General features: G+C 68.5%; 22 protein-coding genes and 1 tRNA gene. 16 read left to right on the top strand and 7 right to left on the bottom strand.

What is annotated here, in order from left to right:
- Positions 1-160: 160 nt before the first annotated feature.
- From AC0VYP_RS01145 to acs, 3 genes are all read right to left on the bottom strand, one after another.
- Positions 161-421: a PspC domain-containing protein gene (locus AC0VYP_RS01145; RefSeq protein ID WP_285761626.1), complete on the bottom strand. Its 261-nt coding sequence runs from the start codon at positions 419-421 to the stop codon at positions 161-163.
- Positions 422-548: 127 nt separating this feature from the next.
- The gene (locus AC0VYP_RS01140) at positions 549-2,024 is read right to left on the bottom strand and encodes an alanine/glycine:cation symporter family protein (protein WP_285761627.1); all 1,476 of its coding nucleotides are present in this window, start codon (positions 2,022-2,024) and stop codon (positions 549-551) included.
- Between the two features lie 348 nt (positions 2,025-2,372).
- On the bottom strand, positions 2,373-4,346 hold the full coding sequence (acs, locus tag AC0VYP_RS01135; protein ID WP_475472107.1) for an acetate--CoA ligase: 1,974 nt from the start codon (positions 4,344-4,346) through the stop codon (positions 2,373-2,375).
- A 282-nt stretch (positions 4,347-4,628) separates the two neighbouring features.
- Here acs and AC0VYP_RS01130 point away from each other — a divergent pair, with 282 nt between their 5' ends.
- From AC0VYP_RS01130 to AC0VYP_RS01105, 6 genes are all read left to right on the top strand, one after another.
- A complete protein-coding gene (locus AC0VYP_RS01130; RefSeq protein WP_285761629.1) occupies positions 4,629-5,633 on the top strand; it encodes a sensor histidine kinase in 1,005 nt (334 codons plus the stop codon).
- Positions 5,633-6,421, top strand: a complete 789-nt coding sequence (locus tag AC0VYP_RS01125) for a LytR/AlgR family response regulator transcription factor (protein WP_285761630.1) — start codon at positions 5,633-5,635, stop codon at positions 6,419-6,421. Before AC0VYP_RS01130 ends, AC0VYP_RS01125 begins: the two co-directional genes overlap by 1 nt.
- A 26-nt stretch (positions 6,422-6,447) precedes the next feature.
- Complete coding sequence (locus AC0VYP_RS01120; RefSeq protein ID WP_285761631.1) at positions 6,448-6,771, top strand: hypothetical protein; 324 nt, start codon at positions 6,448-6,450, stop codon at positions 6,769-6,771.
- Positions 6,771-8,492 carry a sodium/solute symporter gene (locus AC0VYP_RS01115; RefSeq protein ID WP_285761632.1) on the top strand — a complete coding sequence of 574 codons (1,722 nt, stop codon included), beginning with the start codon at positions 6,771-6,773 and terminating at the stop codon, positions 8,490-8,492. Before AC0VYP_RS01120 ends, AC0VYP_RS01115 begins: the two co-directional genes overlap by 1 nt.
- Positions 8,493-8,634: 142 nt before the next feature.
- Positions 8,635-8,985 carry a DUF485 domain-containing protein gene (locus AC0VYP_RS01110; RefSeq protein WP_475472106.1) on the top strand — a complete coding sequence of 117 codons (351 nt, stop codon included), beginning with the start codon at positions 8,635-8,637 and terminating at the stop codon, positions 8,983-8,985.
- Positions 8,982-10,601 carry a solute symporter family protein gene (locus AC0VYP_RS01105; RefSeq protein ID WP_285761634.1) on the top strand — a complete coding sequence of 540 codons (1,620 nt, stop codon included), beginning with the start codon at positions 8,982-8,984 and terminating at the stop codon, positions 10,599-10,601. The genes AC0VYP_RS01110 and AC0VYP_RS01105 overlap by 4 nt, the downstream gene beginning before the upstream one ends.
- A gap of 148 nt (positions 10,602-10,749) precedes the next feature.
- On the opposite strand, the gene AC0VYP_RS01100 is transcribed toward AC0VYP_RS01105, so the two are convergent.
- Entirely contained in the window at positions 10,750-11,607 is an 858-nt protein-coding gene (locus AC0VYP_RS01100) for a DUF732 domain-containing protein (protein WP_475472105.1), read from the bottom strand.
- A gap of 476 nt (positions 11,608-12,083) precedes the next feature.
- Here AC0VYP_RS01100 and AC0VYP_RS01095 point away from each other — a divergent pair.
- From AC0VYP_RS01095 to AC0VYP_RS01070, 6 genes are all read left to right on the top strand, one after another.
- Positions 12,084-12,156 (top strand) — tRNA-Lys (locus tag AC0VYP_RS01095).
- Positions 12,157-12,561: 405 nt separating this feature from the next.
- A complete protein-coding gene (locus AC0VYP_RS01090; protein ID WP_285761636.1) occupies positions 12,562-12,873 on the top strand; it encodes a PadR family transcriptional regulator in 312 nt (103 codons plus the stop codon).
- A 49-nt stretch (positions 12,874-12,922) separates the two neighbouring features.
- A complete protein-coding gene (locus tag AC0VYP_RS01085; protein WP_475472104.1) occupies positions 12,923-13,462 on the top strand; it encodes an HAAS signaling domain-containing protein in 540 nt (179 codons plus the stop codon).
- 87 nt (positions 13,463-13,549) lie between these two features.
- The gene (locus AC0VYP_RS01080; RefSeq protein WP_285761638.1) at positions 13,550-13,798 is read left to right on the top strand and encodes a PLDc N-terminal domain-containing protein; all 249 of its coding nucleotides are present in this window, start codon (positions 13,550-13,552) and stop codon (positions 13,796-13,798) included.
- 895 nt (positions 13,799-14,693) lie between these two features.
- On the top strand, positions 14,694-15,395 hold the full coding sequence (locus AC0VYP_RS01075; protein ID WP_475472103.1) for a thiamine pyrophosphate-dependent enzyme: 702 nt from the start codon (positions 14,694-14,696) through the stop codon (positions 15,393-15,395).
- Positions 15,395-16,336 (top strand): transketolase family protein, encoded by a 942-nt coding sequence (locus AC0VYP_RS01070; RefSeq protein ID WP_475472102.1) that lies wholly within the window; start codon positions 15,395-15,397, stop codon positions 16,334-16,336. The genes AC0VYP_RS01075 and AC0VYP_RS01070 overlap by 1 nt, the downstream gene beginning before the upstream one ends.
- A gap of 603 nt (positions 16,337-16,939) precedes the next feature.
- Here AC0VYP_RS01070 and AC0VYP_RS01065 read toward each other — a convergent pair.
- A complete protein-coding gene (locus tag AC0VYP_RS01065; protein ID WP_475472101.1) occupies positions 16,940-17,869 on the bottom strand; it encodes a ferritin-like domain-containing protein in 930 nt (309 codons plus the stop codon).
- A 429-nt stretch (positions 17,870-18,298) separates the two neighbouring features.
- Between AC0VYP_RS01065 and AC0VYP_RS01060 the strand changes: the two genes are divergently transcribed.
- Positions 18,299-19,264 (top strand): DUF5954 family protein, encoded by a 966-nt coding sequence (locus AC0VYP_RS01060; RefSeq protein WP_475472100.1) that lies wholly within the window; start codon positions 18,299-18,301, stop codon positions 19,262-19,264.
- A 21-nt stretch (positions 19,265-19,285) separates the two neighbouring features.
- Here the strand turns inward: AC0VYP_RS01060 and AC0VYP_RS01055 are convergent, their stop codons facing one another.
- Complete coding sequence (locus AC0VYP_RS01055; RefSeq protein WP_475472099.1) at positions 19,286-19,564, bottom strand: hypothetical protein; 279 nt, start codon at positions 19,562-19,564, stop codon at positions 19,286-19,288.
- Positions 19,565-19,624: 60 nt separating this feature from the next.
- On the opposite strand from AC0VYP_RS01055, the gene AC0VYP_RS01050 reads away from it, so the two are divergent.
- The 3 genes from AC0VYP_RS01050 (at position 19,625) to AC0VYP_RS01040 (ending at position 21,213) form a co-directional block, all read left to right on the top strand.
- The gene (locus AC0VYP_RS01050) at positions 19,625-19,969 is read left to right on the top strand and encodes an ArsR/SmtB family transcription factor (protein WP_285761643.1); all 345 of its coding nucleotides are present in this window, start codon (positions 19,625-19,627) and stop codon (positions 19,967-19,969) included.
- Entirely contained in the window at positions 19,966-20,457 is a 492-nt protein-coding gene (locus AC0VYP_RS01045) for an SRPBCC family protein (RefSeq protein WP_285761644.1), read from the top strand. The genes AC0VYP_RS01050 and AC0VYP_RS01045 overlap by 4 nt, the downstream gene beginning before the upstream one ends.
- Positions 20,458-20,610: 153 nt before the next feature.
- Positions 20,611-21,213 (top strand): HD domain-containing protein, encoded by a 603-nt coding sequence (locus tag AC0VYP_RS01040; protein ID WP_285761645.1) that lies wholly within the window; start codon positions 20,611-20,613, stop codon positions 21,211-21,213.
- A 93-nt stretch (positions 21,214-21,306) separates the two neighbouring features.
- Here the strand turns inward: AC0VYP_RS01040 and AC0VYP_RS01035 are convergent, their stop codons facing one another.
- Positions 21,307-22,461 (bottom strand): MFS transporter, encoded by a 1,155-nt coding sequence (locus AC0VYP_RS01035; RefSeq protein WP_475472098.1) that lies wholly within the window; start codon positions 22,459-22,461, stop codon positions 21,307-21,309.
- Between the last annotated feature and the right edge of the window lie 59 nt (positions 22,462-22,520).

The following is a 22,520-nucleotide window of genomic DNA, read 5'->3' as shown; positions in this document are numbered from 1 at the left end:
TATCCCCCGGACCCGCCGTGCTGGCCGGGGGTAGGCTTTCCCGGGCTCCGCTCTCCTTCGTCGGCCGTCCCCGTGCCGCCCTCGCCCGATCGTGCGAGCCTTTCCAGGACCTCCCGGGGCAGGCGCCTGACGCGCCCGCCCCGTGCCCGCAGACTCCAGGTCACAGCTTGCTCTCCTTGCCCTGGAAGTTGCGGATGATGTGCTCCAGGACCGATGACTGGGCGCCTTCCTCGGGCATCAGCAACCAGGCGATGAGGTAGAGCAGGATTCCGCTGCCGCCCAGGAGGGTGAAGACGGCGAAAGCGAGGCGGACGATGTTGGCGTCCACCCCGGTGAAGGCGCCGATCCCGCCGCACACACCGGTCAGGACGCGCTGGCTCTTGCTCCGTCGGAAGCTCTTCTTGCCGAAGTTCTCGTTCATGGTTCCAAGCCTGCCCTCTGAGGGCCGGAGATCACATCGGGAACGCCCCTGGCCTACCCCTGAACCGACCCTGAGCGGGTTCCCGTGGTGTTTCCACGGCCCGGTCGGGGAGAAGCACCGGTGCGGCTCAGACCGCCTCGGTCTCCTCCGTCTCCTCCGTCTTGTCGTTTCGGTGGACACGCTCGCGCTCCCAGCACTGCACTCCCCGGACACCGGGGAGGCGGTCCCTGGTGAAGACGGGGTCGAGCCCTTGGCGGCGCTGGTCGTTGAAATCCTTGAGCAGCCGCATCGCCAATCCCCCCAGCGGGACGATGGCGGCCAGGTTGATCATGGCCATGACGCCCATCGTCACGTCGGCCAGGCTCCACACCAGTTCGAGGGAGGCCACCGAGCCCAGGAAGATCATCACGAGGACGAGGAAGCGGTAGACGGTGATGTAGAGCGGGTTGCCCGACAGGAAGCCCAGGTTGGACTCGCCGTAGTAGTAGTTGCCCAGCACTGAGGTGAAGGCCAGCAGGAAGATGATGAAGGTGAGCAGGTGCAGTGACCAGGTGCCCAGGTTGGCCTGGAGCGCGGTCTGGGTCAGCTCCGCACCGGCGCCTTCGCCGTAGGCGGGGTTGGACACCAGGATGATGAACGCGGTGATGGAGCAGACGATCATGGTGTCGAAGTAGATTCCGAGGGTCTGGGCGAGGCCCTGTTTGACCGGATGGCTGACCGCGGCGGTCGCGCCGGCGTTGGGCGCGGAACCCATGCCCGCTTCGTTGGAGAACAGGCCGCGTCGGATACCCATCATGATCGCGGCCCCGACCCCGGCCGCACCGATCTCGCGGATGCCGAACGCCGAGGTGACGATGTCGGAGAACACCGACGGCACTCGCTCGACGTTCATCGCGACAACCACGATGCCCATGAGCAGGTAGATGAACGCCATGAAGGGGACGGCGGTCTGGGCCACGCCGGCGATGCGGCGCACGCCGCCGAAGACGACGACGCCGGTCAGCAGCGCCAGCAGGACGCCCACGAGGGGGGCCAGCCAGGGGGCGGTCCCGCCGTTGGCCGTGGCCACGGAGGTGGAGAGCGCCGAGGTGATGCTGTGCGCCTGGACCATGTTGAACACGAAGCCGAACGTGAAGATGATGACGACGGCGAAGACGACACCGAGCCAGCGGGCGTTGAGCCCGTGTTGCATGTAGTAGGCGGGACCGCCTCGGTAGCCCGTGCTGTCGCGGATCTTGTACAGCTGGGCGAGGGTGGACTCCACGAACGCGGCGGCGCCCATCACGAGGCCGATGATCCACATCCACAGCACCGCGCCCGGTCCGCCGAGGCTGATGGCGATGGCGACACCGGCGACGTTTCCGGTACCCACGCGGGCCGCGGCCGAGATCGCGAATGCCTGGAAGGAAGAGATCGACGCCCTGCCGTCAGGGGCGGTCTCGGGACTGGCCGCGATGCTGCGCACCATCTGCGGCAGCATCCTGACCTGCACCATTTTGGACCGCACGCTGAAGTACAGGCCGACGATGACGAGCACCGGGATGACGAGAAAGGTCCAGAAGTGGTTGTTGACCACTTCGATCACTTCGGTCAGAGCTTCCATGAAGTTTCCCTGCTTCAGAGAAATCGCTTGCGTGGCCGCGATGAACGGCATCGCGGCCACCCTGGCTCCATCGGCGAACACTCCTTCTCAGGTCACGGCTGTCGGCCGCCGGCCGGCATCCGCTGACCGGTCGTTTGCGCACGTCACCCTGACACCAAGCTGTCTGACAGGTTCACGAGCTAAGCCTGAACTCGTGTGGCATTGGCTGTCAATAGTTGGCTTTTTATTGTTTTTGTACGCGATCCGAAAACAGAGAGCATTTTTCCGGCTACGTTTGGTGAAAACGCTCAGGGGGCGCGCCGCCCTTACGGGTTGACACGCCCCCTGTGCTCCCGGGCGGCGGCAGTTTTACTCCGCGGACTTGCCGTCCTTGAGCCCGGCCGAAATCAGCCCCATGACGGAGGAGTCGGCCAGAGTGGTGACGTCTCCGACCTCGCGGTTCTCCGCGACATCGCGCAGCAGCCGACGCATGATCTTGCCCGATCGGGTCTTGGGCAGCTCGGGCACCACCATGATCTGGCGGGGCTTGGCGATCGGGCCGATCTCCTTGGCGACGTGGTTGCGCAGGGCCGCGATGGCCTCCTCGCTGCCCGCCTCGTCCGCGACGACGTTGCCGCGCAGGATCACGAAGGCCACGATTCCCTGGCCGGTGGTCTCGTCGGAGGCGCCCACCACTGCTGCCTCGGCGACGCTGGGGTGCGACACCAGGGCGGACTCCACTTCGGTGGTGGAGATGCGGTGCCCGGAGACGTTCATGACGTCGTCCACCCGGCCCAGCAGCCAGATGTCGCCGTCGGCGTCGTACTTGGCGCCGTCCCCGGCGAAGTAGCAGCCCTCGTCGGCGAACCTGGACCAGTAGGTGTCGCGGAAACGCTGCTCGTCGCCCCAGATACCGCGGAGCATCGCCGGCCAGGGCTTGTCCAGGACGAGGTAACCGCCTGAGCCGTGCGCAACCTCGGTCGCGGTCTCGTTGACGACCTTGGCACTGATGCCGGGGAGGGCCTTCTGTGCGGAGCCGGGCTTGGTGGCGGTGACCCCGGGCAGCGGAGAGATCATGATCGCGCCGGTCTCGGTCTGCCACCAGGTGTCCACGATCGGGGCCTTCCCGGCACCGATGTTCTCGCGGTACCACAGCCACGCCTCGGGGTTGATGGGCTCTCCGACAGAGCCGAGCACGCGCAGGCTGGAGAGGTCGTAGCCCTGAGGAATCTGCGCACCCCACTTCATGAAGGTGCGGATCAGGGTGGGCGCGGTGTAGTAGATGGAGACCTTGTACTTCTGCACGATCTCCCAATGCCGCCCCTCGTGCGGGGTGTTGGGCGTGCCCTCGTAGACGACCTGGGTGGCGCGGTTGGCGAGGGGCCCGTAGACGATGTAGGAGTGCCCGGTGACCCAGCCGATGTCGGCGGTGCACCAGTAGACGTCCTTGCCCGGCTTGTGGTCGAAGACCACGTTGTGGGTGTAGGCGGCCTGGGTCAGGTATCCCCCGGAAGTGTGCAGGATGCCCTTGGGCTTCCCGGTGGTCCCCGAGGTGTAGAGGATGAAGAGCGGGTGCTCGGAGTCGAATGCCTGGGGGGTGTGTTCGCCGGACTGGGCGTCAACGAGCTCGTGCCACCACAGGTCGCGCCCCTCGGTCCAGGGAACCTCGGTGTCGGTGCGCTTGACGACGAGGACCTTCTCGACCGATTCGGAGCCCGCCAGCGCCTCGTCGATGTTCTCCTTCATCGGGGCGGCCTTGCCGCGGCGGTACTGGCCGTCGGAGGTGATCACCAGCCGAGCGGCTGCGTCGTCCACCCGGGAGCGCAGCGCAGCGGGCGAGAAGCCGCCGAACACGACACTGTGGGTGAGGCCCAGCCGGGCGCAGGCCAGCATGGAGACGATGGCCTCGGGGATCATCGGCAACTGGATGGCCACCCGGTCACCGGGGCGCAGCCCCAGCGATTCGAGGGCGTTGGCAGCCTTGGAGACGTCGGTCTTGAGCTGGGCGTAGGTGATGTCGCGGGAGTCCCCGGGTTCGCCCACCCAGTGGATGGCGACCTGGTCGCCGTGCCCGTCGTTGACGTGACGGTCCACGCAGTTGTAGGCGACGTTCAGCCTGCCCCCGACGAACCACTTGGCGAAGGGGGCGTCCGACCAGTCCAGCACCTGGGACCAGTTGGTGTCCCAGTGCAGGCGTCCCGCCTGGGAGGCCCAGAATTCTTCACGGTCCGCGTCTGCCTCGTCGTAGAGCGCTGCGGTGGCGTTGGCCTGCGCGGCGAAGTCCTGATCCGGGGGGAAGGAATCGCTCTCGCCCATCAGGTTCGACAACACCTCGTTGCTCATGTCAACTCCCGACATATGTGATGCTCGATACCGTAACGACAACCGTAGGGCGCGAGAGGCCGTCAGCACACGACCGGCACGATCAGGCGTACCCCATGCGCGACAAAAGGCACCCAGAACGGGACGAACGGTCACCGCGGGCCCACTGTGCCGCAGCCCGCAATCTACTATTTCCTTCATCACATTCCCGAGGCTGGGACACCCATGCAGGCGCGCACCGATCACCCGAAAGGCGGCAGACCGCACCGATCGTGGCGCTCCTCGACTCCGCATGGTGCACCCATGGCGACGCTGCGTGCCGCACGTGCGGTGGCGGACGGGCTCAGGGACGGCCTGAACGGTCCCGGCGTCCGCTGCTCGGCCCGTCGGCTGCGCCGGCTGCTGGGGGTGGACGGGGTCGCGCTGGGCGACCTGTCGGGCGCCCTGGTGTGGTCGGGGCGCCCCGCTGCCGAGGCCGCCGTGGCACCACTGGTCGAGAGCGTGCTGCACACCGAGTACGCCCAGGGAAAACCTCCGTTGCTGGCGGTCCCGGTTCATGCCGGCGACGAGTTGGCCGGGGTCATGGTGTCCGCCGGGGACGCACGCTCCTCGGCGGTGCGCGAGGCCGCGGACTGGGTCGCCGACGCGCTGGAGCGCTACCTGTTGGAGGAGTCCGCGGACCGGGCCGCCCAGGCGGAGTTGCGGGCGCTGCGCGCGGAGATCTCACCGCACTTCGTCTACAACGCGTTGACCGTGATCGCCTCGCTGGTCCGCTCGGAACCCGACCGCGCCCGTGACCTGATGCTCGACTTCGCCGATTACACCCGCTACAGCCTGGCGCGCCACGGCGACTACACGATGGTCGCCGACGAGTTCCAGGCGATCGAGACCTACCTGGCCCTCCAGCGGGCCGTGCTGGGCGACCGGCTCCGCGTGCAGGTCAGGGTCGCGCCGGAAGTCCTGGGGGTGGCTGTTCCGGTGCTCGTGCTGCAACCCCTGGTGGAGAACGCCATCAAGCACGGCATCGAGCCGCGCTCGGGAGCCGGGACGGTGCAGGTGGCCGGGCAGGCCGAAGGCAACGATTGCGTGATCAGTGTGGAGGACGACGGGCTTGGCATGGAGCCCGATCGGGCCAGGGCCATCCTCGCCGGGAAGGGCCGCCCCGACAGCGTCGGCCTGGCCAACGTGGACCGCAGACTGCGTCAGGTCTACGGCGCCTGGTACGGCCTGGTCGTACAGACCGCGGTGGACGCCGGGACCCGGGTGGTCGTACGCGTACCGAGATTCCAGCCGGGAGTGATGCCGTGATGACAGCAACGGGTGGCGGACTGCGCGTCCTGGCCGTGGACGACACGCCGCTGGCGCTGGCCGACCTGTGCCGGCTGCTGCGCGAGGTGCCCGAAGTGGCCGAGGTCGTGCCCGCCGAGGACCCGGTGAGTGCGTTGCGCATCATCCAGGGTGACCGCTTCGACGCGGTTTTCCTGGACATCTCCATGCCCGGCCTGAACGGGATGGAGCTCGCCTCGCTGTTGACCAGGATGACCGAGCGGCCCGAGATCGTGTTCGTCACGGCGCACCAGGAGCACGCGATCGATGCGTTCGGCATCGGCGCGGTGGACTACCTGCTCAAACCGGTGCCCGCCGAGCGGTTGTCGGCAGCGGTCGCCAAGGTGGCCCGGCTGGTGGCGGCGCCGGTCGAGAACGGGCCGGCCGCACGGGTACCCGACGCCATGGCCGCCCTCCCGGTGGAGACGGCGGGACGCACCCGTTACGTACGACGCGGCGATGTCCAATACGTCGAAGCCAACGGCGACTACGTGCGACTGCACACTCCCGGCGGGGCGCACCTGGTACGGATGCCCATCTCCCGGCTGGAGGAGTACTGGGAAGGAAGCGGGTTCGTCCGGGTTCACCGCGGTTACCTGCTGGCGTTGGACGCAGTGCGCGAGTTGCGCAGCGACTCGGTGGGCGGGCTACTGGCCCACACCGACCTCGGTGACGTGCCGGTAAGCCGTCGGCACTCCCGCGAGCTGCGCGAACAACTGCTGCTGGCCGCCCAGCGCGGCGAACTCGAACGCCCCGACCGGCCGGCCTGATGCCCAACCGCGCCAGACGCGTGGCGGTGACCAGCCCACAGACCCGGCTCGCCCATTCGCGTGGTCGGGCCCGCGGGCGCTGGCGGGTCCCCCGGCTCGAATCCACCGACGCCGAACGGGCCGCGGAGTTGTACCGCCGGCAGCGGGCGCTCGGCGCGGTTTCCCTGCTTCTGGTGCTGATCCTGCTGGTGGGCCTGCCGTTGGTGTTCTGGGCCTGGCCCGAACTCGACAGTGTGCGTCTTGCCGGTGTGCCGGTGTCCTGGTTGATGCTGGCGGTGCTGCCCTATCCCTTGATGGCGTTTCTCTCCTGGTGGCAGTTGCGCGGGGCCGAGCGGATCGAGGAGCGCTGATGGTAGCGCTGATGGCGGTCGCCCCCTTGGTGCTGGTGACGCTGCTCATCGGGTTGCGCGGTGTGGCCGCGATGCGCACCACCTCGGACTTCCTGGTCGCCTCCCGACGCGTGTCGCCCCTGCTGAACTCGGCTGCGGTCTCGGGTGAGTACCTGTCGGCGGCGTCGTTCCTCGGTGTGGCGGGATTGATCGTCAAGGACGGCGTGGGTGCCCTGTGGTATCCGGTGGGGTTCACGGCGGGCTATATCGCGATGCTCATCCTGGTGGCCGCGCCGATGCGCCGCTCGGGTGCGCTCACGGTGCCCGACTTCGCCGAAGCGCGGCTGGCCTCTCCCGGACTGCGGCGGCTCAGCGCGCTGGTGGTGCTGGTGATCGGCGTGCTCTACCTGGTGCCCCAGTTCCGCACCGCGGGCCTGGTGCTGAGCGCGGTGAGCAGCACCCCCTACTGGGTGGGCGTGGTGATCTCGGGGACCGTGGTCAGCGCGACGCTCGCCCTGGGCGGGATGCGTGCGGCCACGTATGTGCAGGCATTCCAGTTCGTGGTGAAACTCCTGCTGTTCATCGTGCCGGCGATCTGGTTGGTGGCGCAGGTGGGCCCGGAGGTGCGCCACTCCGCTGTGCACCCGGTCGAGTTCACCCGGTTCGACCGCGACACCCCGGTGTCCTTCCAGGTTGACGTGGTCCTGGAGGTGGACACGCCCACGGTCGTGCGTTCCTCGGACGGGCAGGAGAGCGTGCTGACACCGGGACGACTGGACGTCCAAGCAGGTCAGACCCTGGTCTTCGAGAAGGGCGGACAGGTGCCCGCGGTACGCGGCGCCGCGCCGTTGGGGGGCGAGGAGTGGCAGCGCCCACTGCTCAACACCAACAACGCCGGTTACCCGTTACTGGGGACGCTGGCCATCCTGACGGCCACCGTACTGGGCACGATGGGGCTGCCCCATGTGCTGATGCGCTTCCACACCAGCCCGGACGGACGTTCCGCGCGCCGCACCGCGGCGATCACGGTGGCGCTGCTGGGGATGTTCTACCTTTTCCCCGGCGTCTACGGGGCGTTGGGGCACGTGCTGGTCCCGCAGTTGTACCTGTCGGGGACCACCGACACGGTGGTGGTGGCGCTGCCCACCCAGGTGGACACCGGGTGGGCCGGGACCGCGTTCAGCGCGCTCCTGACCGCGGGTGCGTTCGCGGCGTTCCTGGCCACCTCGCTGGGCCTGCTGCTGGCGGTCTCCGGTGCGATCGCCCACGACCTGGTACCGGGTGGGCTGCGCAGGGTCCGCATCACGGTGCTGCTGGCCGCCGCGGCCATGGTCCTGCTTGCGCTCCCCTCCGCACGCTTGGATGCCGGAGTGTTGGTGACCTGGGGTTTCACTGTCACCGCGGCGACGTTTTGTCCGCTGCTGGTCCTGGGCATCTGGTGGTCGGGACTGACCAGGACGGGGGCGCTGAGCGGTATGCTCGCCGGTCTCCTGGGCACCTCCGGAGCGATCGTGCTGGCGCTGGCCGGCCCGCAGGTGGACGGCTGGCAGGGCATCCTGATCACCCAGCCCGCACCGTGGGCCGTACCGCTGGCGTTCGCCACGATGGTGGTGGTCTCGTTGTTCGGGCGCCCCTCTCCGTGGGCCCGCAAGGCGATGCTGCGGCTCCACCTCGACGAGCCTCCTCCCCACGGCCCGACCGCGGATCCCCCCCAGCCGCCCGGGGACGACCGCTCGGCATGACCCGGGTGCCGTTCGTCAGCCGCTCGTCGCGCCTGGCGTCGTTCGGACCGGTTCTCCTGGCCCACCGAACACCGACCTCCCTAATGTGTCGCGAAACACATGTGTCCCCCGACACACATGTGACGTGATGCGGAGGTCTGTGGTGACGGATACCGAGAACGGCCGCCCTGACGGGCAGGGGCCCGAACCGGACTGGGAGGCGGTGCAGGCGAGCCCGGAGTTCCAGGAACTGCGGCGCCGACTACGGGTCTTCGTGTTCCCGATGACCGCGTTCTTCCTGGGGTGGTACCTGCTCTACGTGCTGGTCGCCGACTACGCGCACGACTTCATGGCGATTCCCCTGTTCGGCAACATCAACATCGGCATCGTCTTCGGGCTCCTGCAGTTCGTGTTGACGTTCATCATCACCGGGCTCTACGTGCGCTATGCCGGGCGCCGCCTCGACCCGATCGCGGACAAGATCCGGCACCAGGTCGAGGAGGGGGCCAAATGAGCGCGACCCTGCACTCCGCACAGGGCCTGGAAGCGATCAACCCGGTCCTGAACTTCAGCATCTTCGGTGCGTTCGTCCTGATCACCCTGGTGATCGTGTTCCGGGCAAGCCGCAACACCAAGACCGCCGCGGACTACTACGCGGCCGGACGCTCCTTCAGCGGACCGCAGAACGGCATGGCGATCGCCGGCGACTACCTGTCGGCAGCGTCGTTCCTGGGCATCGTCGGCGCGATCGCGCTCAACGGCTACGACGGCTTCCTGTACTCCATCGGCTTCCTGGTGGCCTGGCTGGTGGCGCTCCTGCTCGTGGCCGAGCTGATGCGCAACACCGCCAAGTTCACGATGGGCGACGTCCTGGCCTTCCGGATGCGCCAACGGCCCATCCGCGCCGCGGCGGCCATCTCCACCCTCGCGGTCTCCTTCTTCTACCTGCTGGCCCAGATGGCGGGTGGCGGTGCGCTGGTCAACCTGCTGCTGGGAATCCGCAGCGAAGCCGGCCAGAACGCCATCATCGCCGCGGTCGGCGTCGTGATGATCCTCTACGTGCTGATCGGCGGGATGAAGGGCACCACCTGGGTGCAGATCATCAAGGCCGGACTGCTCATCGCCGGCGCCGGCGCGATGACCGTGTGGGTGCTGGCCATCTACGGCTTCGACTTCTCCGGCGTGCTCGCCGACGCGGTGGCGCAGGAAGGCGGCAAGGGAGAGGCACTGCTGGCGCCGGGCGCCCAGTACGGCATGAACGAGATCTCCAAGCTGAACTTCCTGTCCCTGGGCATCGCGCTGGTGCTGGGCACCGCCGGCCTTCCGCACGTGCTGATGCGCTTCTACACCGTCCCCACCGCCAAGGACGCGCGCCGCTCGGTGGTGTGGGCGATCGCGCTGATCGGCCTGTTCTACCTGTTCACCCTGGTGCTGGGCTACGGCGCGGGTGCCCTGGTGGGTCCGGAGCAGATCAACGACGCGCCGGGCGGGGTGAACTCGGCCGCGCCGCTGCTGGCCCTCGCGTTGGGCGGACCGCTGCTGCTCGGGTTCATCGCCGCGGTGGCCTTCGCCACCATCCTCGCGGTGGTCGCGGGTCTGACGATCACGGCGTCGGCGTCGTTCGCCCACGACGTCTACGCGAGCGTCATCAAGAAGGGCAAGGTCGAGAACCAGAACAGCGAGGTCCGGGTCGCCCGGATCACCGCGCTGGTAATCGGGGCGGTCTCCGTCCTCGGCGGCATCCTCGCCAAGGAACAGAACGTCGCCTTCCTGGTCGCGCTGGCCTTCGCGGTGGCGGCCTCGGCGAACCTGCCGACGATCCTGTACACGCTGTTCTGGAAGCGCTTCAACACCCAGGGCGCGCTGTGGAGCATCTACGGCGGGCTCATCGTCACCATCACCCTGATCGTGTTCTCGCCGGCGGTGTCGGGCTCGGAGACCGCGATGTTCAAGAACGCGGACTTCGCCTGGTTCCCCTTGGCCAATCCGGGGCTGGTGTCCATCCCGCTGGCCTTCTTCCTCGGTTGGCTGGGCACGATGCTCTCCAAGGAGAGCAACGACAAGAAGCAGGCCGAGATGGAGGTCCGCTCCCTCACCGGCGCGGGCGCGGAGAAGGCCGCGGAGCACTGACCGCGCAGGACTCCTTTTCGAGGGGCTGCTCACGGGAGGACGCCTTGCGGCGGCCCCCGAGGGCGGCTCCTCGCCGTTTGCCTCCCCTGTCTTCTCCCCTGCCGAACGGCGAGGGGGCCGCAACGTACGGCCGGCTGCCGACGGCCCGCTACTCGGCGAAGCTGTCGAGTTGGTCCTCGTGCTGGGGGCAGTAGCTGACGATCGCGGCGCCGAGCAGCGCACCGTGGGCGGCCGAGGCGTCCTCGTCCGCGCCGACCTCCGCGATGGCCTCCAGGGCCAGGAGGGTCAGCGTGTCGCCGTCGTCGAGCCGGCTGCAGACGGTGTGGCCCCGGTCAACGAGGTCGCCGTCGCTCTCATCCTCCCAGTACGCGCCGTACTCGTTGCTGCGGACCGCGAGGAGGAACACCGACTCGGTGAGCGCGTCGGTGGCGTAGGTGTGTTCCGGCTCGGGGGAGGGCGAATCCGTCTCGACCGGCTCGGGAGAGGGCGGATCAACGGGTGTCGCGGAGGTCTCCACCGGAGACGGGGACGGAGTGGGCTCGGTGTCGCCCGAGAGCATCACCCCGGCCGCCACGGTGCATCCGCCGATGATCACCACGAGGACCGCACCCACGATCGCGGCTATCCCGCAGCCCGACATGCCGGTCCGGCCCTGGCCCGGCGGCGGGTACTGCGGCCCGTTCGGCTGACCGGGGCCCTGCCCCGGATACGGCCCGGACGGCTGGTTCGGATAACCACCGGAGGACTGCTGGTAGGGGTCCTGCCCCGGGTAGGGCCCGGAGGGTTGAGCAGGATAACCGCCCGAAGGCTGCTGATAGGGGTCCTGCCCCGGATACGGCCCGGACGGCTGGTTCGGATAACCACCGGAGGACTGCTGGTAGGGGTCCTGCCCCGGGTAGGGCCCGGAGGGTTGAGCAGGATAACCGCCCGAAGGCTGCTGATAGGGGTCCTGGCCCGGATACGGCCCGGACGGCTGGTTGGGAGGCTGCTCAGGGGGGTTGCTCATGCACCAAATCATGCCCGCTCGGAACACAACGGCACATGGGGACTTGTACTCAACTCGCGACCCGTTCCGGCCACTGGCTGGGGTTTGTTGGGGCCCTTCCGGCCGAGGGGCGACGGCGGTCCTTGTGCCGTGTGGTGGACCGACTCGGGTCGGGTCGGGAGACGGACGATACCGGCCGATCCCTCGGAGGGCCGACGGACTTTCCGGGGCGTTCCCGGCCGAAACGCCGAAGGGCGGGAAGCGGCGTCCCCGGTTCGTCGGCCGACGATCACGCTCCCACAGCACGGTGGTGGAAACGGCTTACGACCCCGGAGACCGGCGTCCTGCCGTCAACGCGCCGGACCGACAATCCCCGCATCCCGAGGCGGCACCGCCGGGTGGCTACTATGGGCCGAATCCTCCGCTGTGCAACAGTCGTGCGGCTCGGGTAAAGTAGCCGCTGTGTGCGAAACCCTTGCCTGATCAGAGTCTCGTACGGGCCATTAGCTCAATCGGCAGAGCAGCGGACTTTTAATCCGCGGGTTCAGGGTTCGATCCCCTGGTGGCCCACCCCAAATCCCCAGGCCAGTCCAGTTCCACTGGAAACTGAGCCTGGGTTTTTTGCGTCTCGGGCCCCTCACCTGCCACCGGGCGTACGACCGGTCGTCCCCGTGGGCACGCCCCCTCGACGGTGAAACACCCGATTTCGGACCCCGCCCTCCTGCCCGGCAGCCGTTGCGCTACGACCGGCCCGTCAGCCCCCGTTCGGCGCGGCCCCGTCCGGACCACCTCTCCACGGCCCGCATCAGCGGTGTCCCGGAAAACCAGCACGGCGCGGAGTCTGCGCTGCTCAAACCCCCTGCAACCGGTGAACGCGACGAGCGTCAACATAATTCTCCCGACGAAACACTTGCAAGGTACCTTGCATTGCATGGTACTTTGTTGTGCATGGTTAAAGATCCTCCACGCAAGACAATGAGCCAGCTACGACGCGGAACCGTGGGCTTCTGTGTACTGGCGCTGCTCAACGCACGCGAGCACTACGCCGTGGAACTCGTCCGCGAACTCGCCGCGCACCAGGCCCTGGCCGCCGGCCAGGGAACGATCTACCCACTGCTGTCGCGTCTGCGCAGCGACGGCCTGGTCGCCACCCACTGGAAGGAGTCGCCCAACGGCCCACCCCGGCGCTACTACTCCCTCACCGACGAGGGACGGGGGTCGCTGGAACTCTTCCGCAGCGAATGGACCCAGTTCAGCGACGCCGTGGACACCCTCATGAAGACCTAGGAGGCCCCATATGACCACCATCACACCGCACACGACAAGGAGCAGTCAGATGGAACAGACCGACAACGCCCACGTCCAGCGCTACCTCCAACGCCTGCGCGACGCATCCACCGACCTGCCCGCCGGCACCCGCAACGAACTCCTGGACAACGTCCGCACCCACCTGGCCGAGACCACCACCGGAGCCGACGAGGTGCAGATCCGCAACGCCCTCGACGAACTGGGCACCCCCGAGGAAATCGCCGCCGCCGCGCGCACCGAGACCAACCCCCGCACCCCCGGTGAACGCCTCTACGACATCGCCACCGTGCTCACCCTCCTCGCGGGCGGATTCGTCGCCCCCTTCCTGGGCTGGATCGCCGGCGTCGTACTGCTCTGGAACGGCCCCCGCTGGAACGTCACCCAGAAGATCATCGGCACCCTGGCCTGGCCCACCGCCGTCGCCCTGTGCCTGGGCGCCCTTCTGGCGGTGCAGCTCGTCTTCACCAGCGGCCACATCGCCGTCCTTCTCGCGGGCGTCGTCTCGATGATCGGCCTGATCGCGGTCTGCGTCCACCTACTCGTCGCCGCCGCCCGCACCCGGAACTGACCACCCCAAACCACCCACCCGCCCCCGCCCGAACTCCAACGACGACGCCACCCTCGCGTTTCACACCCAACGCAAAGGAGCGCACCCGTGCTTGTCACCTCACTCACCTCCACCGCCCCCGCCGAAACCCTCCTCCCCCTCCTTCTCATGGCGGGATCCCTGGCGATCTCCGCAGCCGTGATCATCCTGATCATCGCCGCCCTGATCAGCATCCTGGGCTCGCAGGTGAGCGGCGGAATGAAGGTGGTGTGGATCATCTTCATCATCTGCGCACCCCTGATCGGAGCCCTGCTGTGGTTCTTCATCGGCCGCCAACAGGTCAGCTTCAGCAGATAAGGACCGCCGTCGAGGAACGAGCCGGTCGGCCATGGGGCCGACCGGCCCTCGGCTCTTCGCAACCGGGACCGGGACGGAGAGGCACCGCTTCCATAGACCGTGCCCCGCCCGGGAGGCCCGCTGCTCATCCTCGCCGTGCAACAAAATCCCGAACCAGACAGCCTTGTCCCCAGGCGTGGGACACGAGCCCCAACACGGGGCTCGGCGTACGCGCGGACTCCGGCCAGCACCCGGACCTGTTGTGGGCGCTGCACGGGATCGGGCCGGCATGGGGATCGTGACGCCGCTGGAGATCGGGGCGGCCGAGGTCCGCGACGGGTCTTCGCGTTCGCGGCCGTGGTCCACGGCGCCACCCGAACCGTTGACCATCTGTGACACGGAGGCCCACTCGTCGGGAACAGCCCCCTCCCCCTGACGGCTTTCCTCCCCTCGTCCCCGCACGAGGAGCGAACCCGGCGATCGCCCAGGCCCTCATCGGCCGGGCCGCGCTCGTCGAGTACCTCACCCCGAAAGGCCGCGGGCTCGCCGACCGCGACGCTGTGCGACGGCGACATCCCGGGCGCACGGGTGCGGGCGATCGTCAGAACGGTGAACGACGCCGATCCGGTGGCCACCGCGTACGCGCACCGCAGTCAGAACTTCGCGGTCCTCCACCGGGTCCTCCCAAAGCGACCCCGGACCGGTTGCGAGACGTCGAGACGGTGTACGTCCCCGATCACGTTTTCCGCCAGAACTTCCCGTTCCCTCCGTGCACACCGGCGTTCGATCCCGTTCGGCCCCTCGGGGCGGGTGACCCGCCCCGACCGGTGCGCCGGATGGGGAAGCGGGATCTTCGCCCGACCGACCGCAAGCGGACAGTTGACCTCAACCATGCTTGAGGTTGCACGATCGATCCATGAGACCAACAGTACGAACGGCTCGGGGCTACGACGATCTCCCCGCCCTGCTGACCCTGATGACAGGGGACGAGAAGCACGATGCCAGCGCCACCTCCACGCTGGAGGCGATCTGGGTGCTCTACGACCGGGTGCTGCGCGTCAACCCGGCCCGGCCCGATGCCCCGGAACGTGATCGTTTCCTGCTCTCCAAGGGGCACGGACCGATGGCCTACTACGCGGTTCTCGCCGCGAAGGGCTTCATCGGCCCGGACGACCTGCGCGACTTCGGTTCGCTGGACTCGATCCTGGGTTACCACCCCGACAGGGTCCTCGTCCCCGGTGTCGAGATCGGCTCGGGATCGCTGGGGCACGGGCTCGGTCTGGCCGTGGGTACCGCCTTGGGGCTTCGGACCACCGGGCATCCGGACGCGCGTGTCGTCGTCATGACCGGCGACGCGGAACTGGAGGAGGGCAGCAACATCGAGGCGATCCAGTACGCGGCCCGCGCCGGGTTGCACCGGCTCACCGCGGTCGTCATCGACAACTCTTCCGCGTCCCTGGGCTGGCCGGGCGGAATCGCCTCCCGGTTCGCCGTTGAGGGCTGGTTGACGGTCAACGTTGACGGCCGGGATCCCATCGCCCTGGAAAGGGCCTTCACCACCGCCCCCGGCGACCGCCCACACGCGGTGGTCGCCCACGTCGAGCCGAAGGACTCCTGATGAGCACCATGATCGAGACGGCCGCGGCGACGGCCGCCGAGAACCAGCGCGACCGCTTCTACCGCTTGCTCCCGCACCTGCTCGCCGAGGACGACCGACTCGTGGCGGTGCTCGCCGAGATCGGTGTCGGCTATCTGGACCCGACAACGGTGGCCCCGGTCGCCGATCGTGTCGTCAACGTGGGCATCCGCGAACAGTTGATGGTGGGCGTCGCGGGCGGACTGGCACTCGCCGGCCTGCGACCGATCGTGCACACCTTCGCGCCGTTCTTGCTCGAAAGGCCGTTCGAGCAGGTCAAACTGGACCTGGGGCATCAGGACGTCGGAGCCGTCCTCGTCAGCGCCGGAGCATCCTACGACTGGCCGGAGGGCGGGGAGACCCACTTCGGCCACCGCGACGTGGCGCTGCTGGACCTGCTGGCCGACTGGACCGTGCACGTACCCGGCCACCCGGACGAGGCCGAGGCCCTGCTGCGCGGCGCAGCGCACGGCAGTGGCCGGGTCTACCTGCGATTGGCGGCCGAGGGCAACGCCCGTGCGCTGGACACCGGCGACGGACGGATGCGGGTGCTGCGCCGGGGGACCCGCGGGACGGTGATCGCTGTGGGCCCGATGGCCGACCGTACCCTCGCCGCGACCACCGATCTGGACGTCACCGTGCTCTATGCGGCCACGGTCCGCCCGTTCGACGACGAGACGCTCCGCGCGACACTGGACGCACCGGACGTGGTACTGGTCGAGCCCTACCTGCGCGACACTTCGTCGGCCCAGGTGTCCCGAGCGCTACGGGGGGTGCGGCATCGGGTGGTGGGACTCGGCGTGGGACAGCAGGAGCTGCGTCGCTACGGCACCGCGCACCAGCACGACAGCCTGCACGGGCTCGACGAGGCAGGATTGCGCCGTGCGATCGCGGGGTTCCTGCTCGACGGCCGCCACCACTGATCATGGCCGCGTGCGCCCGCCCCTGCCCGGGGCGGGAAGCGGCAGGCATCGGATTGCCTGCGGGGACGGGCGCACCCCACGGAGCACCCACTCTGCGGGGGTGCGCCCGCCTTCCCCGTCGAGGACGGACGGGGCCGAAGGACGCGCCTGCACGGACCTGCGGGCGCGTCGGAACCCGGCCGGGGCCCGGCCTCGCACACTCCTTTTCCTCCCGGGTGGAAATGATTGTCCGGGGCCGCCTACCGTTTCGGGTTCCATCACCAATTCGCCGCCGAAGACCGAACGGATTGGTCGGGAAGCAGCGGTTCTTGCCCGTCGTCGAAATTCTTACCGTCCCCTGCCTCTTTCGTCGGGACACCGCAAACAGCACGTCCACCAGGCACGGGAGCTCTCCACCGGGGAAAGTCGAACCAGTTGAATGAATAAGATTCATCAGCGGAATTCTCGGCACGGAAAAGCCGATTCCCCGCCCTTGGAGCAGAGCGACGGATTCCCCGGTTGACCACCGGAACCGGCGGGAAGAATTTGTTTGAAACGCCGCGAGGGGCGGGGCCGCGCCGAACCGGCCGCCACCCCGCCCCCACGGTTGCTCCTCCCCTGCCCCTACCGGGTGCTGTCGGCGCTCTCCCGGATCTCACCGTTCACGCCCTGCGGGAAGAACCCGCCCGCCGTCGCCTTCTTCGGGGTCAGGTAGACGACGTTGAGCACCTGACCGGCGCTGCGGCTGAACGCCAGGCCGTTGCCGTCGGTGGGCACGACATTGGCCCGCCCGCTGCCGTCAACGACTCCCTGGTCGAGATCGGTACGCCCGTCGAGGCTGTCGCGGGCATCGGAGATCTTCACCGAGGGCACCGTCAGTCCTCGGGCCAGCAGCGTGGTGCGAATGTTGGCCGCGTGGTAGGCCTCGACCGCCAACAGGCCGGCTGCGGCCTCCAGGAACACCTTGTTGTTGACGAGTGGTGCCGCGCCTTTGTAGGCGGTCACGCCGACATCCTCGAAGACGTAGGCCGCCAGCAGGAAGTTGTCCTCATTGGCGTAGGCATCGAACCTCTCCCCCGGCTTGACGAGTCCGGCGGCCAGCGCGGCAGCGGTGAACGCGGCATCGATGTCGATCCGCGGACGCGACACGGCAGCCGAGCCCAGCGCTTCACGCAGGAACGCGACGTGCGCCCTCTCGTCGTTGGCGATCTCCCGGGCGTACTCGCGGACCACCTTGGTCGTGAACTTCACCTGGCGTCCGCCCGAGACGGCGCCGGGGCGGCCCCTGCCGCCCACGAGGTTCCCGGGCAATCCGGCACCGGTGACGGCCTTGAGGTAGAACTCGGCTTCGAGGTACTCCAAGTTCAGGGCGAAGTTGAGGACGGCCGCATCACTGGGCCCCTTCGTGGTGTCGGCCATGGCGGCGGCGGGCAACAGGGTGACCGCTGCGGTACCCATCCCCGCTGCACTGGCGGCACGGAAGAACCGGCGCCGGTCGACACCGTTCTCGGAGCTCCGGTTGATCGCGTTCGTGATGAAGAACTTGTTGAACACTGCGCCTCTCCTGGACCATCTGTCAGCATGCGTGTGCTTCTCGCGGCTTGGGCCGGCTCCGGGAGGGGCAGCGTGGGGTCACGCAGGTGGGTGTCCTTGCACCCGTGGAAGCACCATGCAGGCCACATGATATTGCTCAGAGTGATCAAGCGATTACCTTAAGAACAAACGTTTTTTACCGTGTCCCCCCAAGCCCAGGGATCAGGTGCTGGAAAGCCTGCTCAACAGGGGAATCGGCCATACGGCCGGCGCGACCACGTGGCGCGCCCCCGCGTTTTCGTCCCCGCGAACACGGCGCATCAGTACCCGAACCACCTGACAGGGGGTCGGCGATCCAGAAGTATTGGGGGCATGGACGACGGTGACGACCCAGCTGCGCCACGCACTCCCGCGCCCCCCGACCGCCGCCCCGGCGAGGAGCCGGTGGACATGCGGATCCTTTTCCCCCTCTACCAGCCCGCACAGGAAGTGGGCGGCCGGTGGGCGACCCGCACCTATCCCGGCAACAATCCCCAAGAGGGCCGCGACTCCCTGGCCCACCACTTCCTCAAACAGAGCCACGAGGTGGAGCGCGACCCCGGCCGCAAACGCGAGTTCACCGATGCCGCCAATCTGCTCGACTGGGAGGCCCACGACGAACTTCTCGTCCTCGGCCACCGCTACCGGGTGGTCCGCATCGAACGCTACGTGCGGTTCGTCAACGACGAGCCCGACCTGCCCCTCCCGACCGAGCCGGCGGCGCCGTTCGCACCCCCTGAGAACGAATCGGTGCGCAGCGCCATGAACTACGGCATCGGCCTGACCGCGGACACCAAACTGGAGTCCGATCCGGACGCCGTGCGCGCTGCGGTATGCGGACTGGTTCCAGCGGGCGGCCCGGTTCCTCGCGAGGTCACCGAGGACGCCTTGGTGCGCCACCTCGCCTACCCGGAGGTCGTCGTACTGCCTCCGGACTTCCAACCGATGGTGAATCGCGTGGACGACCGCGCGTGGCATCCGTTCGGGGACAGCTGGACCGTTCCCGAGGAAGCACGCGAGTTCCTGCTACGGCATCTGGAACACCGGAGCCGCAAGGACGACGAGTGGAACGCCGACAGCACCCCGGAGGAACGGAACGCCTACCGAAAAGCCCTGGAGAGCTGCGGGGCCGAGGGACCGGGCGACTCGATCGACGTGCTGCCGCTGCGTTATCGGATCGCCCGGGTGATCCGGGTCGTACGCGTCGGATTCGACGGCCCCGAGCCGCCCCGGGACAGCGACCCCGATCCCTATCAGCCTCCGGCCGCACAGCAGCAGGAGGCCCGGGAGCAGGGGCTGTTGGACGATTACGACGAGGGCCCGCCCCCGCGCCCGGGCAGGGCGGCGCGCCGGTTCCTCCCCGGGGACCGGACGTGAGCCGCTGCGGCATCCGCGGGGTCAACCGGCCGCCGGCCGCACCACGTGCGCCCTGCCGCCGAGGCTCTCCTCGATCGTTCGGGCCGGTTCCACGAATCGGGCACGGCCCCTGGCGTCGGGACGGCTGACGGCTTCCTCTCCGAGGCGGGCCCGTGCCCGGTTGACACGGCTCTTCAGGTCCCGCTCCACCCGGGCCGACGACACGTTGGCCGTCCGACGGCCCAGATCCGAGCGGGTACGGGTGGCCGGCAACACACATACGCCCCGGCCGTCGAAGCTTCCACGGCTTGACTCCCCCACTGGGCGGGGGTATCGTCGAATTGTAGTCAACCAAATGGTTGATAAAAGAAAAGGTTGACAATGCGATCCGACGAGTCCGACGACCGACTCAATCGGGCCTTCCTGGCACTGGCCGACCCGGTGCGGCGGGCCATGATCGCGCGACTGTCCCGCGGACCGGCCACCGTGAACGAACTCGCGGAGCCGTTCTCGATCAGCAAACAGGCCGTGTCCAAACACGTGCAGGTGCTCGAAGCCGCCGGACTGATCACCCGGTCGCGCGACGCACAGCGCCGCCCCTGCCACCTGGTCCCCGAGACGCTCGAAGCGCTCACCGCCTGGATCGACGCCTACCGGCTCACCGCCGAGCGGCAGTTCCGCCGACTCGACTCGGTACTGGACACTCTCAAGGAGACAGAACGATGACCGACAAGCCCGTCACCATCACCGCACGGCCCGATGTTCCGTTCATCGACGTGGTGCGCGAGTTCGACGCCCCCGTTGCCAGCGTCTACCGGGCCTACACCGACCCGGAACTGGTCGTGCGCTGGCTGGGCCCCCGCGAACTGACCATGAAGCTGACCGAGTTCGACGTACGCGAGGGCGGTTCGTGGTCCTACACCCACTACGACCCCGAGGGCAACGGCTACGACTTCCGGGGCGTCTTCCACAGCGTCGTCCCTGATGAACGTCTGGTGCAGACGTTCGAGTTCGGGGGCGCTCCCGGGCATGTCAGCCTCGACTCGGCGACCTTCGAGGACATCGGCGGCAACCGCACCCGGCTTGTCACGCACTCGGTGTTCCAGTCCGTCGAGGACCGCGACGCGATGGTCGCGGGCGACATGGAACGCGGCGTGACCGACTCGATGAACCGGCTCGCCGAGGTGCTCGCCGGCACCGCGAAAGCGGGATGAACGCGAAGGACACCACTATCGAAGGGGCCCGTTCGGCGCGGGTGTCGGACGCCACGGCCGGCCGGCATCCGCACCGAACGGCTTTTCCGGGACAGACGGCGCGAAGTCATCTACGCTCTAACGACGTCCAACCGGCGTCGAGAAGGAGCGGAAATGGCGGATGAGACCGAGTTCTCCCAGCTGGCCGGGTTCCTCTACGAGACCGGGCTCATGAAGCGCTACAAGCGCACCGGATGGCACATCGCCGGGATCAACAACCCCGAGAGCATCGCCGACCACAGCTTTCGCGCGGGTGTCATCGCCGCCGCACTCGCCGCACTCGAAGGAGCCGACCCCGACCGCGCAGCACTCCTGGCCCTGTTCCACGACACCCAGGAGACCCGGATCACCGACATCCCTTACGTCGCCAAACGCTACCTCTCGGCGACATCCAACGAGGAGGTGACGGCCGACCAGGTCAGCGGCCTTCCCGCGGCGGTGGCCGACATGGTCGGCCGGGTAGTGGGCGAGTACGAGGCCAAGGAGTCCCTGGAAGCGCGCTGTGCGCGCGACGCCGACAAGCTGGAGTGCCTGTTGCAGGCGGTGGAGTACCGTGCCCAGGGAAACACCAACACCCAGTCCTGGATCGACACGTCCCTGGCCGCGCTACAGACCACCTCGGCCAAACGCCTCGCCGAAGAAGCCCTGCGCGCCGACTCCCTGGACTGGATGCACACCGCCCTGGAACGTCCCGTCCTCCCCGGAAAGAGCGGATGAGCGGCCCTCACCACCACCGGCAGCGCAGCTGAACTTCGGGGCGAAGAAGTGCCGGACCCGAGGCGGCTTCGGGGCTGCGCCGGGCTGTCCTCGTCACCGGTTCGACCGTGTGGAGACCACGCGTCCCAACGTGAGGACCAGGACCAGTCCCGCCACCCCGGCGGCGGCGACCACCCGGTGCGGGGCGAAGAACTCCGCAGCGGCCCCCGCAGCGGCGAACCCCAGCCCCTGGGCGAGCATCAATCCGGCCGAGGCCAGCGCCAGGACGCGTCCGCGCGCGTCATCGGGGATGGCATCCAGGATTCGCCGGTCCAGGCCGAGCAGATAACCGAACCCCGTCCCCGACACCACCAGCAGCACAGCTATGACCGTGGCCCCCGGGTCGAGGAGGAACAACGGCAGGGGGGCAAAGACCACGAGCGCCATGGGCACCGTGCACCGATCTCTGAGTCGCGCGCCGAACAGGACGCCCACGAGCAGGTTGCCGAGGATCATTCCGGTGGGCCACGCGCAGAGCAGTATCCCCGTCAGGGCCGGCCCGCCGCCCATGCGGCCGACGAAGGCGACCACCAGCGCTTCCGGGGCGACCGCCAACGCCGGAGGCAGCCAAGCGAACAACAGCAGACAGCGCAGGAGTGGGAGCCGAAACGCGGTCGCCACGCCCGCGACCGAGTGTCCGACGATGGAGCCCCCGCCGGTGGAGGCACTGTTTCGCGCGGGTCGGGCGCGCACGCCCAGTCTCAGGACCAGGCCGGAGGCCGCCATCGCGCCCGCCGCGACCAGCAGGGTGGTCGTGGTCGGGACGAGGGTCAACAGCATCCCGCCGAAAGCGAACCCGGCGATCTGCGCGGTCTGTACGGCGATCCGCAGCAGGGCACGGCCCAGTGGGTAGCCCCCACCGGGCAGGAGGTCGGGCAGCGCGGCGGCTCCGGCCCCCCGGAAGATCGGCGCGATGGTCCCGTTGACCATCAGGAGCAGCAGCAGAACCGGGATCGGCAGGCCCGGCACCGCCATGCACGCCAGGACACCGGCGCTCACGCACTGGGTGGCCACCATCACCGGACGGACCGGAAAACGATCGGCGACGGCACCGAGCAGCACTGCGCCGAGGAGGTAGGGGACGAAGCCCAGCGCGAAGACCAGCGCCGACGGTAAGGGCGAGTGGGTCCGCTGGTAGATCAGTACCGACAGGGTCAACTGGGCGGCGACCTGGGCCAGGATCGCCGCCGGCCGAGGCGGACGCACCACCTCGCAACGCCCTGGGCCGCCGCGTTCCCTAGCATTGGAGCCACGTGCACCCCGGCGAG

This window comes from Nocardiopsis sp. iso_186 (assembly GCF_056173365.1).
This window is presented reverse-complemented; position numbering and strand designations above follow the sequence as displayed.